We start from the raw sequence: 16,228 nt of genomic DNA on the forward strand, positions 1-16,228 counted from the left end.
GGACCACGTCCATGGTGGCACCTCGTGCCAAGCAGGGCTAGGGGAGGCCCTGTGAGTTCCGCCCGGCGCGCCGATGGGGCCGTGCGAGTAAGAGCTCGGTAAGGGTATTCCAATACGAGACGGTCTCGTATCGAAATGGTTCTACGCTCGACGGTATGACTACTCCTGCCGACCGCGCCGCCCCCACCGGCCCCCCGATACCGGAAGCGGTGCACCGGCGCCGCTGGGCGATCCTCGGTGCGCTGATGCTGAGCCTGCTGATCGTCGTCCTCGACAACTCGATCCTGAACGTCGCCATCAAGACGATCTCCACCCCGGCCCCGACCGGCCTGGGCGCCACGCAGAGCGAGCTGGAGTGGGCGATCAACGCCTACACCCTGGTCTTCGCGGGCCTGCTGTTCACCGCCGGGCTGCTCGGCGACCGGCTCGGCCGCAAGAAGGTGCTGCTCGGCGGCCTCGCCGTGTTCGGTATCGGGTCCGCGCTCGCCGCGTTCTCCGGCTCGCCGGGGGAGCTGATCGCCTTCCGGGCCGTGATGGGTCTCGGCGCCGCGTTCGTCATGCCCGCCACCCTCGCCGTCCTGATGAACGTCTTCGAGCGCGAGGAGCAGCCGAAGGCCATCGGCATCTGGGCCGGCGGCGTCGGCCTCGCCATCGCCATCGGCCCCATCACCGGCGGTGTGCTCCTCGACCACTTCTGGTGGGGCTCGGTCTTCCTCGTCAACGTGCCGATCGTGCTGCTTGCCCTCGCGCTGATGCTGTGGCTGGTGCCCGACTCCCGCGACCCGAAGCCGGGCCGTGTCGACCCCGTCGGCGTCGTGCTCTCCGTCGTCGGCCTGGTCCTGCTCGTCTACGGCATCATCAAGGGCGGCCAGCTCGCCGACTTCACCGACGCCACCGTGCTGTCGACGATCGGCGCCGGTCTCGCCGTCCTCGTCGCCTTCGTGGTGTTCGAGAAGCGCAGCGATCACCCGTCCATCGACGTCACGTACTTCAAGAACAAGGTGTTCTCGTCCGCCATCGCCGCCATCGCGCTGGTGTTCTTCGCGCTGATGGGCGTGACCTTCTTCTCGGTCTTCTACACCCAGAGCGTGCGCGGCTACTCGCCGCTGCAGACCGGTCTGCTGATGCTGCCGCTGGCCGCCGCCCAGCTGATCTTCGCGCCACGGGCCCGGCTGCTCGTCGACCGCTTCGGCAACAAGGCCACCACGACCGCCGGAATGCTGCTCATCGCCGCGATGCTGGCCGCCTTCGCGACCCTGGACGCGGACACACCCATCTGGATCCTGGAGGTCATTTTCTTCCTCATGGGCACCGGCATGGCGCACATCATGACCCCGGTCAGCGTCGTCATCATGCAGGCCCTGCCCCGCGAGAAGGCCGGCTCCGCCTCCGCGCTGAGCAACACCTTCCGGCAGGTCGGCGGCGCCCTCGGCATCGCCGTCCTCGGCTCGGTGCTGTCCACGGCGTACCGCAACGGCATCGAGGACAGGCTCGGCGCGCTGCCGCCCGCCCTGCGCCACACCGCCGGCGAGTCCATCGAGGCCACCCTCGGCATCGCGGCCAAGCTCGGCCCCGAGGGCAAGTCCCTCGTCACCCCCGCCTACGACGCGTTCCTGCACGCGATGCACATCACCGCCCTGTGGGGCGCGGGCATCGCCCTCATCGGCGCGGTCGTCGTGGCCCTGTTCCTGCCCGGGAAGCCCCCGGCACCCCAGCAGGGGGAGGGAGACAAGGAGTTGTCCGACGCGCGGTCGTGACCCTGCGCGACAATGCAACCCACCAGCCAGCAATCTCACTTGGCGGCAAAGGACGGAGCGACGTGAGCCTCGCCGAACGGCACCCCCCGAACGACGGCCCCCCGAGGGGCCGCCCCAGAAGCGAGGCCGTCGAACGCGCCATCATCGAGGGCGTGATGAGGCTCCTGGAGGAGGGCGTGCCCCTCGCGGAGCTGTCCATCGAGCGCGTCGCCCGCACCGCCGGCGTCGGCAAGGCCACCATCTACCGCCGCTGGAGCGGCAAGGAGGAACTCTTCGTCGACGTCCTGCGCGCCGCCGAACCCCCCGACCCGCCGCTCCCCGGCACCTCCATGCGCGACGACCTCGTGCTCCTGCTCGAACAGGTGCGGCGGCGCGGCCTGGCCAGCCGCTCGTCGGCGATCCTGCACAACGCGCACGCCCAGATGAAGAGCAGCCCGAAGATCTGGGCCGCGTACCACTCCACCGTCGTCGCACCACGCCGCCGGCTCGGCCTGGAGGTCCTGCGCCGCGGCCAGGAGAACGGCGAACTGCGCACGGACGTCGACCTCGACCTGCTCAACGACCTGTTCGTCGGCCCCATGCTCCTGCGCTCCGTCCTGCACCCGGAGGCCGACCTGCCGGAGGGCCTCGCCGAACAGGTCGTCGACACGCTGCTCGAAGGACTGCGCCCCGGCGGGCGTCCCGACGGCTCACCGTCCGTCAGTTCGGGCTCGCGGCCGTCCTAGTGTGCGCGTTTCGTCACAGAGGGCGCTTTCACAGCCGGTAACCGGAACTCGCCGCGCCGACTCGTTCGTCCTCGCCCCCGTACGGCCGTCCGCGGACGGCGGGAACGGAACGGATCATCCCCTAGGGTCGTAAGGACACGGGGGCGATGGTGTGCACGGCAGGCAGTGAGGCGACGGTATGGCGCAGCAGGCGTACATGACGGAGACGGACAACGGCGGCTCGGGGCCCGAGCGCCGGGGAAACCGGCTTCGCCGCCTGTTCGACCGTATGGCGGGCGGCCGACGGGGCGACCCGAGGATGTGGCGGCGCGGTCTCTTCGTGGCCGGCTGCGCGGTGCTGCTGGCCGTGGTCATGCTGGTGCACTCGCACATCCCCAACGCCATCGGCAATCTGGGCAGCCTCATCGAGACGTTCCTGCCCTGGCTGGGGCTCCTGATCCCGGTGCTGCTCCTGCTCGCCCTGGTCCGCAAGTCCGCGACCGCGCTGATCGCGCTGATCCTGCCGTCGCTGGTCTGGCTGAACCTCTTCGGCGGCCAGCTCAGCGACAAGACCGCCACGGGGGGCGACCTCACCGTGGCCACGCACAACGTCAACGCCGAGAACCCGGACCCGTCCGGCACCGCCCGTGACGTGGCCGCCTCCGGCGCGGACGTCGTGGCCCTGGAGGAACTGACGGCATCCGCCGTCCCGACGTACGAGAAGGCGCTGGCGTCGACCTACCGCTACCACTCCGTGGAGGGCACGGTCGGGGTCTGGAGCAAGTACCCCCTGACCGGCGTCAAGGCCGTCGACCTCGACATGGGCTGGACCCGGGCGATGCGCGCCACCGTGACCGCCCCGTCCGGGCAGGTCGCCGTCTACGTCGCCCACCTGCCGTCGGTACGGGTGAAGATGGAGGCCGGCTTCACGGCCCGGCAGCGTGACCGGAGCGCGGAGTTCCTGGGCGAGGCCATCGCCCACGAGCCCCTGAAGAACGTCGTCCTGCTCGGCGACCTCAACGGCACCATGAACGACCGCGCGCTCAACGCCGTCACCTCCCAGATGCGCTCCACGCAGGGCGCGGCCGGCAACGGCTTCGGGTTCAGCTGGCCGGCGTCGTTCCCGATGGCCCGTATCGACCAGATCATGGTCAGGGGCCTGAAGCCGGAGAGTTCCTGGACGCTCCCGGAGACGGGCAGCGACCATCTGCCGATCGCCGCCCGTGTGAAGGTCGCCACAGACGGCTGAGGACGGCCGTAGGCGGAATAGCAGGCCTGAGAGACTTTGTTCCGTACTTGAACATACGAACGTACGGATCCCCCAGCAAGACTCGAAAGGCTTCCTCATGCCCCTGGCCCTGCTCGCCCTCGCCGTGGGCGCCTTCGGCATCGGTACCACCGAGTTCGTGATGATGGGGCTGCTGCCCGATGTCGCGGACGACCTGCACATCTCGATACCCAGCGCCGGCCACCTGGTGTCGGCGTACGCGCTGGGCGTCGTCATCGGCGCCCCCCTGCTGGCCGCGGTCACGGCCCGGATGTCCCGCCGCACGGTCCTCATCAGCCTGATGGGACTGTTCGTCGCGGGCAACGCGCTGTCGGCCCTCGCGCCCGACAACGGCTGGCTGCTGGCGGCCCGCTTCCTGAGCGGTCTGCCGCACGGCGCCTTCTTCGGTGTGGGCGCCGTCGTCGCGACGAACATGGTCGCCCCCGAGCGCAAGGCGCGCTCGGTCTCCCTGATGTTCCTCGGCCTGACGGTCGCGAACGTCGCGGGCGTGCCCGTGGCGACCCTCATGGGCCAGAACCTCGGCTGGAGGGCGACCTTCCTCGGTGTCAGCGCCATCGGCCTGGCGGCGATCGCCGCGCTCGCGCTGCTGATCCCGCGCGATCACGAGCACACCACCGCCCAGGGCCTGCGCGGCGAACTCGCCGCCCTGCGCTCCCTGCCGGTCTGGCTGTCGCTCGGCACCACGGTCGCCGGCTTCGGCGCCCTCTTCTCGGCGTACAGCTACATCACGCCGATGCTCACGGACGCCGCCGGCTACGCCGGTGCCAGCGTGACCCTGCTGCTGGCGCTGTTCGGCGTCGGCGCGACCGCCGGCAACCTGCTCGGCGGCCGCCTCGCCGACCACTCCCTGCGGGGCACGCTCTTCGGCGGCCTCGGGTCCCTCGTCGTGGTCCTGGCGGTCTTCCCGCTGCTGATGCGCACGGAGCTGACCGCGGCCGTCGCCGTCATCCTGCTCGGCATGGCGGCCTTCGCCACCGGCTCCCCGCTCCAGCTCATGGTCATGGAGAAGGCCTCCTCGGCCCCGTCCCTGGCCTCCTCCGCCAACCAGGCCGCCTTCAACCTGGCCAACGCCGGCGGCGCCTGGATCGGCGGCCTCGCCCTGGCCGCGGGCTTCGGCGTCACCTCCCCGGCCCTCGCCGGCGCGGCCCTGGCCGTCCTCGGCCTGGCCGTGGCATCCCTGGCCTACACGGTCGACCGCCGCCGCGCACCGGCCACCGCCGGACGCGAGCGGATCGTGGCGAGCCATGTCCCGCAGGAGGCGGAGGCGGTGCGTCACTGACGGTGGCCGGTACGCCGGTGCTGCGACTCGGGCGGCGGCCCGCGGGGGCAACCCTGCGGGCCGCCGCGTCGTCGTTCGTACGACGGTCAGCCCCGACAGCGCGCCGCGACGATCGCCGAACTGGTGGGCGTGGTGAGGACTTCGGTGGCTTCGAGGTCCGGGTGGGTGAGGTAGCACAGCCGCAGCTCGTCCACGCCGCCCTCGAACCTCGGCGGCCAGTCCGCCGACGGGGTGAAGTCGTCCAGAACGAGAACCCCACCGGGAGCGAGCAACTCGACGACCCGCTCGGGGGCGTCCCGCTTGCCCCCGCCGTCGCAGAAGCAGACATCGAACGGCGCGTGCTCTTCGAGCAGCCGCCAGTCCCCGCTCAGGACGCTGACCCGGCTGTCGTCCGCGAACACACCGGCCGCACGCCGGGCCAGCTCCTCGTCACGCTCCACGGTGACAGGCCGCGCACCGGCCCCGAGCCCACTGTGCAGCCAGGCGGTTCCCACACCCGACCCCGTACCGCTCTCGGCGACGACCCCGTGCGGTTTCGAAGCGGCGACCATGGCGAGCAGCCTGCCCACCTCGGGGACACAGCTCTTCTTGAACCCGGCCTCGACGGCGAGCCGCCCCGCGACCTCGACCCGGGGTGGAAGGGCACGCTGCTCTGCCATGATCAGGCCCCCCTTCGCGGTGAGCTGGACCCTACCTGGCCCGCTGACAGCACGCCGATCAGTTGATCGAGCCCGTCGAACCGCCCGTCGAAGTCGTCGGAGCCAGTCGGCGGATCTCCGGACGGGCGACGGACGTAGGCGGTCCGCAGACCCACCTCCCGCGCTCCGCGCAGGTCCCAGGCGTGCGCGGCCACCATGAGGACGCGCTCCGGTGGGCATCCGGCGGTGTCGACGGCGAGCCGGTAGACCTCCGGTGCTGGCTTGTAGGCGTGGACGGCTTCGGCGGACAGGGCCTGATGCCAGCGCAGCCCGGCATGCGCGTTGAGTCGCAGCAGGGCGGTGCGGCTGGCATGGGAGAGCCCGATCACGGGAAGCCGCCGCGCGAGGTGCTCCAGCCCGGCGACGGAGTCGTCCCACGGGGGCAGGCGCTGCCCCGCCCTGGCCAGCCGGTCGACGACGCTCGGATCGTCGACCCCGGCCTGCTCGGCGATGCTCCGGGCGGCCTCCGCGTCGATGACCTCGGTGTTGGCGTAGGGGCGGTGCCCTTGCCGGATGCGCTGCTGCTCACGCTCGCAGTGCTGCTGCCACAGGCCGACCCACTCGTCGACGGCCGCCTCGTCGGATGTGGGGGCCGCTTCACGGATCGCTGCCCTGAGCCCGCTGGATTCGTCGACGAGCGTTCCGAGGACATCGAAGACGACGACCTCGATGTCGCGGATTCCTCTCATGCGTCCTCCCCGCCCCCCGGCTCATCGTCACCGCTTCAACAGGTGACGATATTGCCCAGCAGTCTTGTCACCGGTCAAGATGGTGACGTGGATTTCACCTTCGTGAGCGGCGACCCGGCCCTCGACCTGACCGGAACCGTGCTGAGCCGCCGGAACGAGCCCGTCGACCTCCTGACCACGCCCGCGGATCTCGAACGGTGGGTCGTCGCGTGTGACGGACTTCCCGACCGGGTGACCGCCGACGCGCGGACCTTCGAGTCGGCGCTGTCCTTGCGAGAGGCGCTCTACCGACTGGCCCTCGACCGCGTGCTCGACCGCCCCTTCGATCCGGGCAGTCTCGACATCGTCAACGGCGCGGCTGCGGTGCCGCCGTGCGCGATCGAGCTCAGCGACGCGGGCCTGCGCACCTCGGGGGACCTCCCCGCGGCCCTGTCTCAACTGGCCCGGAGCGCCATCACCTTGCTGGCCGACCCCCACGCCTGCCTCAAGGAGTGCGGCCGCCCCGGCTGCACCCGCGTCTACCTCGACCGGTCACGGGGTGCGCGGCGTGCTTGGTGCGGGATGGAGGAGTGCGGCAATCGCGTGAAGGCGGCGGCTTATCGTGCGCGGAGGCGGGGAGCTGTCTAGGTGTGCTGTCCTGGGACGTTGGTGAAACGCTCAGCGTCGGCAAGTTCCTCCGCAGTTCGAACGCCGTGACCTCGCTGCGGTACTCCTCCCGCTCCTGGCGCTTGTTGGGAAGTGTCACTGCTCCGGAGCGATCTCATGCGATCGAGCAAGTCGCAGCGCTGCCGTGCACTCAAACGGTTGTCATTGGTCGGCCAAGCAGTGGCCACTTCGCCCGTCAACGGCGGCGGGACAGACGGTAGTGAATTCGCGGACTGTAGCGGAGGCGAGATCTTCGACCTGATGCACCCATTACGGCTTGAGTCGATACTCGGCGACGATCTCCGGCGTCACATCTCTCACGAGTGCATCAACTTCTTCATGAGATTCCTTGCCGAGGCCTTCCAAGGAGCCATACTTGATATGCAGGTATGGCAATTCCGACGTATCGTTCGGCTTCCCTGGAGGATGGAAGTCGATGTAAGTCTCGGCATATGGATCGTCGTCAAGAATTTCACGCATAGCAGTGGAGCGCTTGAATAGCGTTTTCGCGCACATTTTATATTCGCAGTCAGTAGTAGTACTCTTCACTGATCCGCGCGTAATCAAGACGAGGTTCACAACGAGGCGAACAACCTCTTCCTTCCTGCTGTCGGCATCGAAAACGAATGAAGTCTCATACTTTTGGCTAGGAGTCAGGGATTCCTCTCCCGGCAAAACATCGCCAATCCTGAGGATCCTTTCACTCTCCGCCATGTAGTTCAGGTCGGGACCCACCACATCCATGGCTGCATCCATACTGCCTTTGTCGGGTTTCAGGTCATAGCCGACGGCCTTATAAAGGGACCCGAGCGAGTCGACAGCGGCTTTGCCGTTGTTCTGGACGGTGACTGTACCTCGCATTCGCGAAATGCTGCCGGATCGGCTCAGTTCCTCCATTTTGACGTTCACATTCACCCCCGGACGACTGTGAGCTGGCTGATAGTAACTTTGGATCCAGAACTGGAGGAGTCCGGCCAAGGGGAATAGGGCGACAAAGAAAGCCCAGGCTGCGCCGAAGTGAATCCTTCCTGTGACCCAAACAAAGAAAACCACCATCAGGGCGCCAGCTGTCAAGCCTGCCGAAATGAGGACGATGAGAGCATCCAGGCGATCGTGGAAAGGGCTACGCGCTTCGATCAGGATCGGGATGAAGAGGAACGGGAGAGCGCCTAGTTGAGCAGCAAAAATCCATGGCCACAAATCCCAATTCCTTGCCCGACCTCTCAACTCTTTCATCACACCGACGAAGGCGATGGCATTGAGAATGAAAAGGGTGAATCGCATCACAACTGACAGTGAGTGAACCGTGTTTTCGGCCCGCCCCAAGTCTGGGATGCAGAAACCCAAGAAAACCCCAGCATTGACGGCCAAGAGAATGACCAGAAAGGAACTCCAGCCGCGGTGTTCTGTGAACCACGATTCTTCCTCATCTGCGGGGCGAGGCCGGGTGTCGGCCCGAGACCCAATCGGGCGAAACAGTGATTGGCGAAGTTCCATATCGTGACCGTATAGGCAGCCCCTTCTGGCACGACACCGCCGGAAGGAGGAGGTCCGCAGGCGAAGCGCAGATACGGGGTGCACAGCGAGGCCGACTACCCGCTCCAACCCCTGCTCTGTACCGCCCACACACAACAGGAGGCGGCACGTAATGCGTGGTCACACAGAAAAGGTGATCGCTGGTCTGGTTGGGCGTAGCACCGATTGGTTTGCGAAGATCGGACGGGACCGCCTGAAGTCTCCCGTGAACGACATGCTCGCGGAGCTGTCGCAAGCGAGTGTTCGGCTTCATCGGGTTGCCGGTATTCGCCTTCCCTCGGGTGGACGTGGCGCATGCCCACGGGCCTCGCGAGGCGTCGGCGCGGCGTGATGTTCCCTGCCGCACGCTATCAGTGCGACCGTCTGCTGCGGGAAGTGGCCGCGTTGGGCATTGAAGCGCAGAGCGCGTCTTCGCTGTACGAGCGGCGCTACCGGAGCGACACCGCACGACGATTGGCCTCGGAGGCGGATGCGGACTTCGGAAAGGCATTTCGCCGGGACACGAGTGAGACGCCATCGCGGTGGCACCCGTTCAGTTGGGCTGGAGGTCCGCGACCAGGTGCGTGCCGATCTGGAGGACGCAAGCAGCATCCAGACCGGGTGGGGCGCTGGGCGCCAGACGGCCTGAAGAAGACCCAGAGGCAGTGAGACGCCATGGGGCCGACGGTCATGGACCGTCGGCCCCATCCGCCGAATCAGCGGGAGACTACCTCTGACCTGCCCCTACAGCGCCGGCAGGTTCTTCCGCAGCTCGAACGCGGTCACCTCGGACCGGTACTCCTCCCACTCCTGCCGCTTGTTCCGCAGGAAGAAGTCGAAGACGTGCTCGCCGAGGGTCTCGGCGACCAGGTCGCTGCGCTCCATCAGGGTGAGGGCCTCGCCGAGGTTCTGCGGGAGGGGTTCGATGCCCATCGCGCGGCGCTCGGCGTCGGAGAGGGCCCAGACGTCGTCCTCGGCACCCGGCGGGAGCTCGTAGCTCTCCTCGATGCCCTTGAGGCCGGCGGCGAGCAGCAGGGCGTAGGCCAGGTAGGGGTTCGCGCCCGAGTCGAGGGAGCGGACCTCCACCCGCGCCGAGCCGGTCTTGCCGGGCTTGTACATCGGGACGCGGACCAGCGCCGAGCGGTTGTTGTGGCCCCAGCAGATGTACGAGGGGGCCTCGCCGCCCGCGCCCGCCGTGCGCTCAGCGCCGCCCCAGATGCGCTTGTAGGAGTTGACCCACTGGTTGGTGACCGCGGAGATCTCCGCCGCGTGCCGCAGCAGGCCCGCGATGAAGGAGCGGCCCACCTTGGAGAGCTGGTACTCCGAGCCCGACTCGTAGAAGGCGTTGCGGTCGCCCTCGAAGAGCGACAGGTGTGTGTGCATGCCACTGCCGGGGTGCTCGGAGAACGGCTTCGGCATGAAGGTCGCCTGGACGCCCTGCTCCAGCGCCACCTGCTTCATGACCAGGCGGAACGTCATGATGTTGTCGGCAGTGGAGAGCGCGTCGGCGTACCGCAGGTCGATCTCCTGCTGGCCGGGGGCGCCCTCGTGGTGGGAGAACTCCACCGAGATGCCCATCGACTCCAGCATGGTGATCGCCTGGCGGCGGAAGTCCATGCCGACGTTGGTCGGGGTGTGGTCGAAGTAGCCGGAGTTGTCGGCGGGCGTCGGACGGCTGCCGTCCAGCGGCCGGTCCTTCAGCAGGAAGAACTCGATCTCCGGGTGGGTGTAGAACGTGAAGCCCAGGTCGGAGGTCCGGGCCAGAGCGCGCTTGAGGACATAGCGCGGGTCGGCGAAGGACGGGGAGCCGTCCGGCATGAGGATGTCGCAGAACATGCGGGCCGTGCCCGGGGCCTCCGCACGCCAGGGCAGGATCTGGAAGGTCGACGGATCCGGCTTGGCGATCATGTCGGACTCGTAGACCCGGGCGAAGCCCTCGATCGCGGAGCCGTCGAAGCCGATGCCCTCGTCAAAGGCCTGTTCCAGCTCGGCCGGGGCCACGGCGACGGACTTGAGGAAGCCCAGCACGTCCGTGAACCACAGGCGTACGAACCGGATGTCGCGCTCCTCCAAGGTCCGGAGCACGAACTCCTGCTGCTTGTCCATCTTCCGCTTCCCCATCCTTGCTGGTCAGGCCGCCTTCTCTTCCGTACCACGGGAGGCGGTCGGGCACCTGAGCATCCCACCACACCACCATTTCGTACGCGTTGCGCACCATGATCGCCCGGCCGGCCCCGGGCCGAACGCCGCACCTACGGCGGGTGAACTGCTCTTCCGCCCATAGTGCCTGCTCGCAGTGACATCCGTAACGGCCGGTCCGCTTCGTTGCTCCACCCGCTAAAGTTGCATCTCAGATACAACTTTAAATACTGTGCCCGCAGTCGAGCACCGAGGAGCCCCGATGCTGTCCGAGCAGTCCGCCGTCACCGTCCGCGCCACGCTTCCCGCCGTCGGCGGGGCCCTCGGCGCGATCACCGAGCGCTTCTACGCCGGTCTGTTCGCGGCCCGCCCCGAACTGCTGCGCGACCTGTTCAACCGGGGCAACCAGGCCGCCGGCACCCAGCGGCAGGCGCTCGCCGGTTCCATCGCCGCCTTCGCGACCCACCTGCTGGACCGTCCGGAGCAGCGGCCGGACGCGATGCTGCAGCGCATCGCCCACAAACACGCCTCGCTCGGCGTCACGCCCGAGCAGTACGGCCTCGTCCACGAGCACCTGTTCGCCGCCATCGCCGAGGTGCTCGGCGACGCCGTGACGCCCGAGGTCGCCGCCGCCTGGGACGAGGTCTACTGGCTGATGGCCAACGCGCTGATCGCCGTGGAGAAGCGGCTGAGCGAGGAGAGCGGCGGGCCCGCCTGGCGGACCTGGGAGGTCGTCGAGCGCGTCCCCGAGACCGCGGACGTCGTCACCTTCCGGTTGCGGCCCACAGGCGGCGGCCCGGTGCGGGACTTCCTCGCGGGCCAGTACGTCTCCGTCTGCGTCGCCCTCCCGGACGGCGCCCGGCAGATCCGGCAGTACAGCCTCTCCGGCGCGCCCGGCCCGCTGCTCCGGCAGATCAGCGTGAAGCGCGTGCACGGCGACGGCGCTCCCGACGGCGAGGTGTCGAACCACCTCCACGCGCGCGTGCGCGAGGGCGACGTCCTCGAACTGTCCGAGCCCTACGGCGACCTGGTCCTGGACACCGACCCCGACACACCGCTACTGCTGGCCTCGGCGGGCATCGGCGTGACCCCGATGGCCGCGATGCTGGCGCACCTCGCCGGCTCCGGTCACCGCGCCCCGGTCACCGTCGTACACGGCGACCGCTCACCCGACACCCACGCCCTGCGCACCGACCACGAGGCCTACGCGGCCAAGCTGCCGGACTCGGCCGTCCACCTCTGGTATGAGCAGGACGCCCCCTCGGGCACCCACTCCGGGCTGGTCGACCTCACCGGCGTCCCGGTCGCGCCGGGCACGCGCGCGTACCTGTGCGGGCCGCTGCCGTTCATGCGGGCGGTGCGGGCCCAGCTCATCGCGAAGGGCGTGGCCCCGGCCGACATCCACTACGAGGTGTTCGGGCCGGATCTGTGGCTGGCGGGGCGGCCGTAAAGGCGCCCCGCGCCGGCTTCTAGCTTCTCCGGGAGATCCCCAGCAGCAGCGCCCCGGTCGGCTCCGCCACGATGTCCCCGACCGTGACCGGGTCCAGTGAGGCGAAGAACGCCTCCTGGGCCCGGCGCAGGGCGCCGCGCAGCCGGCAGGCGGAGTTCAGGGGGCAGGGGGTGGAGCCCTCGCAGTCGACGACGTCGCCGTCACCCTCGAAGGCGCGCACCACGGCCCCCACCGACGCCGTACGGCCCCGCTCCGTGAGAGTGAGGCCGCCGCCCCGGCCGCGGCGGGCCTCGAGCAGCCCCATGTGCTGAAGTTCGGCGACGACCTTCGCCAGGTGCGTGTACGGCACGTCCATGCCGTCCGCGACCTCCCTGGTCGTCGGACTCGACTCGCCCGCGACGGCGAGCCGCATGAGAACCCGCAGGGCGAGGTCGGTGGAGCGCAGCAGCCGCATACACGCAGCGTATGTAATGGGAATCTGCGGCTCAAATTATCCGGCGCCGGGATCTCCGAAGCTGTCGGGCACCTGTCGGTGCCGTATCGATTCGGCCCATTCCCTCCGCCGCTCTACGAGGCGCCCCGTTCCCCCCATTACGATCAGCTCACCCGACCGTCCCATCTTTCCCACGAAGGACATCTCATGGGCTCCGCCAACAAGAGCAGCACGGCACGCAAGGCGCGGATAGAGGAGATGCGGCGCGCCGAGCAGTCCCGTGAGCGCCGCAACCGGATCCTCGTCATCGCGGCGAGCGTGGTGGTCGTCTGCGGTCTCGTGGGCGGCGGTGTCGTGCTCGTGCGGTCCCAGTCCGGCGACGGCGGAAGTGACACCGCGGCGAGCGACTCCTCGGCCAAGGGGAAGTTCGTCACGGGCGAGGACGGCGTGAAGACGTGGGAGGGGAAGCTGGCCCGCAATCACGTCACCAAGGACGTGAAGTACGCCTCCGAGCCGCCGGTCGGCGGCGACCACAACCAGGCCTGGATGAACTGCAACGGGGACGTCTACACCAAGCAGCTCGACAACACGAACGCCGTGCACTCGCTGGAGCACGGCGCGGTGTGGGTGACGTACAACGCCGACGCGAAGAAGGCCGACATCGACGCCCTGGCGGCGAAGGTGAAGAAGACGCCGTACACGCTGATGAGCCCGATGGACGACCAGAAGGACCCGATCATGCTGTCGGCGTGGGGCCACCAGCGCACGGTGAAGGGCGCGAGCGACCCGGACGTCGACAAGTTCTTCGAGAAGTTCGTGCAGGGCGAGCAGACGCCCGAGCCGGGGGCCGCCTGCACGAACGGGCTGTCGCAGTGAGGCACGCCGGTCTGATCGCGGGGGCGGCCGTGACGGCGCTCGTCGCGGCCGGTGCGATCAGCTACGCCGTCGCCGGGGACGACGGCAGCAGCCGGACCCCTTCCGCCGAGTCCGCGGACGCCGGGTTCGCGCGGGACATGGCGGTGCACCACCAGCAGGCCGTGGAGATGTCGTACATCGTGCGCGACCGCACGAAGGACGAGGACGTGCGGCGTCTCGCGTACGACATCGCGCAGACGCAGGCCAACCAGCGCGGCATGATGATCGGCTGGCTCGATCTGTGGGGGCTGCCCAAGGTGTCCTCCGAGCCGATGGCCTGGATGGACATGGGCGGCATGGCCTCCGGCAAGGACGGCGCGCTGATGCCGGGCATGGCGACCAACACCGAGCTGAAGAAGCTCGGCACACTGAACGGCAAGCAGGCGGAGATCTTCTACCTCCAGCTGATGACGGACCATCACAAGGGCGGTGTCCACATGGCCGAGGGCTGTGTGGAGAGGTGCACGGTCGGGGTGGAGAAGCGGCTCGCGCAGGGCATGGTGGAGGCGCAGCAGTCGGAGATCGGCCTGATGACGGACCTGCTGAAGGAGCGGGGCGCCGCGCCGCGCTCGTAGCGCCCGGATCCTGGGGCGTAAGCCTCAAATCGCCCCGCATCGCGGCGCCTTGGGCACTTCTTGGCCTGCGCGGGGCGCTTCTTGGGTTTCGCATTCCCCTGACATGAACGGTTCGTCGCGAGAGTGGCGACGGTCGAGTGATCACTCGCGACGAACCGCACAGGGGGTTCCATGAGATCCAATCGCGCCAAGGCGCGCACTGGGGTGAGCATCGCGGCGACACTGCCGATGCTCGCCGGTGCGCTGGCGCTCGGCATACCCGCGGCGCACGCCGCCGACCACCCGCTCCGCGACCTGCTGGCCGGGACCCGGCCCGCGTGGGCCACGGCCAAGGCCGACCAGGGCGCCACCTCCGACGGCGCCCGGATGTCGGCCCGGGTGTATCTCCGAGGCCGCGACGCCGCCGGTCTCGCCGCCTACGCGAAGGCCGTGTCCGACCCGAGGTCGGCCTCGTACGGCAAGTATCTGACCGCCGCGAAAGCACGGGCCCGCTTCGGCGCGACCAAGGCCCAGGTGGCGGCGGTGACGTCCTGGCTGACGGCCGCGGGCCTGAAGGTCACCGGGGTCACGCCGCACTACGTCTCCGTGACCGGTGACGTGGCCGCCGCCGAGAAGGCGTTCGGCGCTCAGCTCCACAACTTCGCCAAGGGCGCGAAGACCTACCGGGCCCCGGCGAGCACGGCCTCCGTCCCGGCGAGCCTGGCCGGAGCCGTACTGACCGTCACCGGCCTGGACAACGCGCCGCACATGGTCACGCACGACGACCGGTTGCCGCCTCCGGACACCGTGTTCCGCAACGCCGGGCCGTTCTCCTCGTACTACGGCTCGAAGACGGCGAGCACGCTGCCGGACGCCTACGGCACGAAGATCCCGTACGCGATCAAGGGCTACACGGGCAAGCAGTTGCGGGCCGCCTACGGCGCGGGCAAGCGCACCGGCAAGGGTGTCCGGGTCGCCATCACGGACGCGTACGCCTCGCCGACCATCGCCTACGACGCCGGCACCTACGCCAAGCGCAACGGCGACGCGGCGTGGAAGACCGGGCAGCTGCACCAGGTGCTGCCCGCGACGTACACCAACACCACGGACTGCTCCGCCTCCGGCTGGTACGGCGAGGAGACCCTGGACGTCGAGGCCGTGCACGCGGTCGCTCCGGCCGCCGACGTCACCTACGTGGGTGCCGCGTCCTGCACCGACGCCGACCTGCTCGACGCGCTCGGCAAGGTCGTCGACCACCACCTGGCCGACATCGTGTCCAACTCCTGGGGCGAGGTCGAGGCCGCGCAGACACCCGACCTCGCGGCGGCCTACGACCAGGTCTTCCAGCTCGGCGCGGTCGAGGGCATCGGCTTCTACTTCTCCTCCGGCGACGACGGCGACGAGGTCGCGAGTTCCGGGACGAAGCAGGTCGACTCCCCGGCCGACTCGGCGTGGGTCACCGCCGTCGGCGGCACCTCGCTGGCCGTCGGCAAGGGCGACCAGTACCTCTGGGAGACCGGCTGGGGCACCGAGAAGGCCAACCTGTCGGCCGACGGCAAGAGCTGGACGGACTTCCCCGGCGCCTTCACCTCCGGCGCGGGCGGCGGCACCAGCAGGACGGTGGCGGAGCCCGGCTACCAGCAGGGCGTCGTACCGGACACGCTGGCGAAGGCCAACAGCGCCACCGGCAACCGGGTCGAGCCCGACATCGCGGCGATCGCCGACCCGAACACCGGCTTCCTGGTCGGCCAGACCCAGACCCTGCCGGACGGGAAGTCGCAGGCGTACGGCGAGTACCGCATCGGCGGCACCTCGCTCGCCGCGCCGACCGTCGCGGCCGTCCAGGCCCTGGCCCAGGAGGCCCGGGGCGGCAAGCCGATCGGCTTCGCCAACCCGGCGATCTACGCCAAGGCCGGCTCGAAGGTCTACCACGACGTCACCGACGACCCGACGGGCTCCGGCCTCGCCGTGGCCCGCGTCGACTTCGTGAACGGCTACGACGCGACGGACGGTCTGGCCACGTCCGTGCGCAGCCTGGGCAAGGACAGCTCGCTCTCGGCCGTGAAGGGCTACGACGACGTCACCGGCGTGGGCTCGCCCGCGAGCGGCTACGTCGAGTCGTACCGACGCCGCTGATCACCGAGTGGGCTGATCTCCGAGCG

At 69.2% G+C, this 16,228-nt stretch carries 14 protein-coding genes and 1 pseudogene; 9 read left to right on the top strand and 6 right to left on the bottom strand.

From position 1 onward, the window contains the following. The first annotated feature begins 155 nt into the window (after positions 1 to 155). From KJK29_RS27520 to KJK29_RS27535, 4 genes are all read left to right on the top strand, one after another. Positions 156 to 1,757 carry an MFS transporter gene (locus KJK29_RS27520; RefSeq protein WP_215121861.1) on the top strand — a complete coding sequence of 534 codons (1,602 nt, stop codon included), beginning with the start codon at positions 156 to 158 and terminating at the stop codon, positions 1,755 to 1,757. Positions 1,758 to 1,819: 62 nt separating this feature from the next. Continuing rightward, positions 1,820 to 2,482 (top strand): TetR/AcrR family transcriptional regulator, encoded by a 663-nt coding sequence (locus KJK29_RS27525; RefSeq protein WP_215121862.1) that lies wholly within the window; start codon positions 1,820 to 1,822, stop codon positions 2,480 to 2,482. Between the two features lie 268 nt (positions 2,483 to 2,750). After that, positions 2,751 to 3,710, top strand: a complete 960-nt coding sequence (locus KJK29_RS27530; protein ID WP_370869211.1) for an endonuclease/exonuclease/phosphatase family protein — start codon at positions 2,751 to 2,753, stop codon at positions 3,708 to 3,710. A 97-nt stretch (positions 3,711 to 3,807) separates the two neighbouring features. After that, complete coding sequence (locus KJK29_RS27535) at positions 3,808 to 5,028, top strand: MFS transporter (protein ID WP_215121864.1); 1,221 nt, start codon at positions 3,808 to 3,810, stop codon at positions 5,026 to 5,028. 86 nt (positions 5,029 to 5,114) lie between these two features. On the opposite strand, the gene KJK29_RS27540 is transcribed toward KJK29_RS27535, so the two are convergent. Next, complete coding sequence (locus KJK29_RS27540; protein ID WP_215121865.1) at positions 5,115 to 5,687, bottom strand: O-methyltransferase; 573 nt, start codon at positions 5,685 to 5,687, stop codon at positions 5,115 to 5,117. Positions 5,688 to 5,689: 2 nt separating this feature from the next. After that, positions 5,690 to 6,415 carry a haloacid dehalogenase type II gene (locus tag KJK29_RS27545; RefSeq protein ID WP_215121866.1) on the bottom strand — a complete coding sequence of 242 codons (726 nt, stop codon included), beginning with the start codon at positions 6,413 to 6,415 and terminating at the stop codon, positions 5,690 to 5,692. Positions 6,416 to 6,502: 87 nt separating this feature from the next. On the opposite strand from KJK29_RS27545, the gene KJK29_RS27550 reads away from it, so the two are divergent. Continuing rightward, entirely contained in the window at positions 6,503 to 7,042 is a 540-nt protein-coding gene (locus tag KJK29_RS27550; RefSeq protein WP_215121867.1) for a CGNR zinc finger domain-containing protein, read from the top strand. Positions 7,043 to 7,073: 31 nt separating this feature from the next. Here the strand turns inward: KJK29_RS27550 and KJK29_RS39440 are convergent. From KJK29_RS39440 to glnA, 3 genes and pseudogenes are all read right to left on the bottom strand, one after another. Continuing rightward, positions 7,074 to 7,154, bottom strand: a pseudogene (locus KJK29_RS39440) (glutamine synthetase); the annotation flags it as partial. Between the two features lie 176 nt (positions 7,155 to 7,330). After that, positions 7,331 to 8,557, bottom strand: a complete 1,227-nt coding sequence (locus KJK29_RS27555) for a tryptophan-rich sensory protein (RefSeq protein ID WP_215121868.1) — start codon at positions 8,555 to 8,557, stop codon at positions 7,331 to 7,333. A gap of 762 nt (positions 8,558 to 9,319) precedes the next feature. After that, entirely contained in the window at positions 9,320 to 10,681 is a 1,362-nt protein-coding gene (gene glnA / locus KJK29_RS27560) for a type I glutamate--ammonia ligase (protein WP_215121869.1), read from the bottom strand. 295 nt (positions 10,682 to 10,976) lie between these two features. On the opposite strand from glnA, the gene KJK29_RS27565 reads away from it, so the two are divergent. After that, complete coding sequence (locus KJK29_RS27565) at positions 10,977 to 12,164, top strand: globin domain-containing protein (protein WP_215121870.1); 1,188 nt, start codon at positions 10,977 to 10,979, stop codon at positions 12,162 to 12,164. Between the two features lie 19 nt (positions 12,165 to 12,183). Here the strand turns inward: KJK29_RS27565 and KJK29_RS27570 are convergent, their stop codons facing one another. Beyond that, positions 12,184 to 12,618 carry an RrF2 family transcriptional regulator gene (locus KJK29_RS27570; RefSeq protein ID WP_215121871.1) on the bottom strand — a complete coding sequence of 145 codons (435 nt, stop codon included), beginning with the start codon at positions 12,616 to 12,618 and terminating at the stop codon, positions 12,184 to 12,186. A gap of 186 nt (positions 12,619 to 12,804) precedes the next feature. Between KJK29_RS27570 and KJK29_RS27575 the strand changes: the two genes are divergently transcribed. The 3 genes from KJK29_RS27575 (at position 12,805) to KJK29_RS27585 (ending at position 16,202) form a co-directional block, all read left to right on the top strand. Then, complete coding sequence (locus KJK29_RS27575) at positions 12,805 to 13,473, top strand: DUF3105 domain-containing protein (RefSeq protein WP_215121872.1); 669 nt, start codon at positions 12,805 to 12,807, stop codon at positions 13,471 to 13,473. Then, positions 13,470 to 14,087 carry a DUF305 domain-containing protein gene (locus KJK29_RS27580; protein WP_215121873.1) on the top strand — a complete coding sequence of 206 codons (618 nt, stop codon included), beginning with the start codon at positions 13,470 to 13,472 and terminating at the stop codon, positions 14,085 to 14,087. Before KJK29_RS27575 ends, KJK29_RS27580 begins: the two co-directional genes overlap by 4 nt. 171 nt (positions 14,088 to 14,258) lie before the next feature. Continuing rightward, the gene (locus KJK29_RS27585; protein ID WP_215121874.1) at positions 14,259 to 16,202 is read left to right on the top strand and encodes a S53 family peptidase; all 1,944 of its coding nucleotides are present in this window, start codon (positions 14,259 to 14,261) and stop codon (positions 16,200 to 16,202) included. The last annotated feature ends 26 nt before the right edge of the window (positions 16,203 to 16,228 follow it).

Origin of the sequence: Streptomyces koelreuteriae, from assembly GCF_018604545.1 — a bacterium.
GTDB lineage: Bacteria > Actinomycetota > Actinomycetes > Streptomycetales > Streptomycetaceae > Streptomyces > Streptomyces koelreuteriae.

Bases quoted from the DNA above. Each gene is read 5' to 3' on its own strand.
- KJK29_RS27520 (WP_215121861.1), top strand. From the start codon at position 156: ATGACTACTCCTGCCGACCGCGCCGCCCCCACCGGCCCCCCGATACCG.
- KJK29_RS27585 (WP_215121874.1), top strand. From the start codon at position 14,259: ATGAGATCCAATCGCGCCAAGGCGCGCACTGGGGTGAGCATCGCGGCG.
- glnA (WP_215121869.1), bottom strand. From the start codon at position 10,681: ATGGACAAGCAGCAGGAGTTCGTGCTCCGGACCTTGGAGGAGCGCGAC.
- KJK29_RS27575 (WP_215121872.1), top strand. From the start codon at position 12,805: ATGGGCTCCGCCAACAAGAGCAGCACGGCACGCAAGGCGCGGATAGAG.
- KJK29_RS27545 (WP_215121866.1), bottom strand. From the start codon at position 6,415: ATGAGAGGAATCCGCGACATCGAGGTCGTCGTCTTCGATGTCCTCGGA.
- KJK29_RS27535 (WP_215121864.1), top strand. From the start codon at position 3,808: ATGCCCCTGGCCCTGCTCGCCCTCGCCGTGGGCGCCTTCGGCATCGGT.
- KJK29_RS27565 (WP_215121870.1), top strand. From the start codon at position 10,977: ATGCTGTCCGAGCAGTCCGCCGTCACCGTCCGCGCCACGCTTCCCGCC.
- KJK29_RS27540 (WP_215121865.1), bottom strand. From the start codon at position 5,687: ATGGCAGAGCAGCGTGCCCTTCCACCCCGGGTCGAGGTCGCGGGGCGG.
- KJK29_RS27555 (WP_215121868.1), bottom strand. From the start codon at position 8,557: ATGGAACTTCGCCAATCACTGTTTCGCCCGATTGGGTCTCGGGCCGAC.
- KJK29_RS27530 (WP_370869211.1), top strand. From the start codon at position 2,751: ATGGCGGGCGGCCGACGGGGCGACCCGAGGATGTGGCGGCGCGGTCTC.
- KJK29_RS27570 (WP_215121871.1), bottom strand. From the start codon at position 12,618: ATGCGGCTGCTGCGCTCCACCGACCTCGCCCTGCGGGTTCTCATGCGG.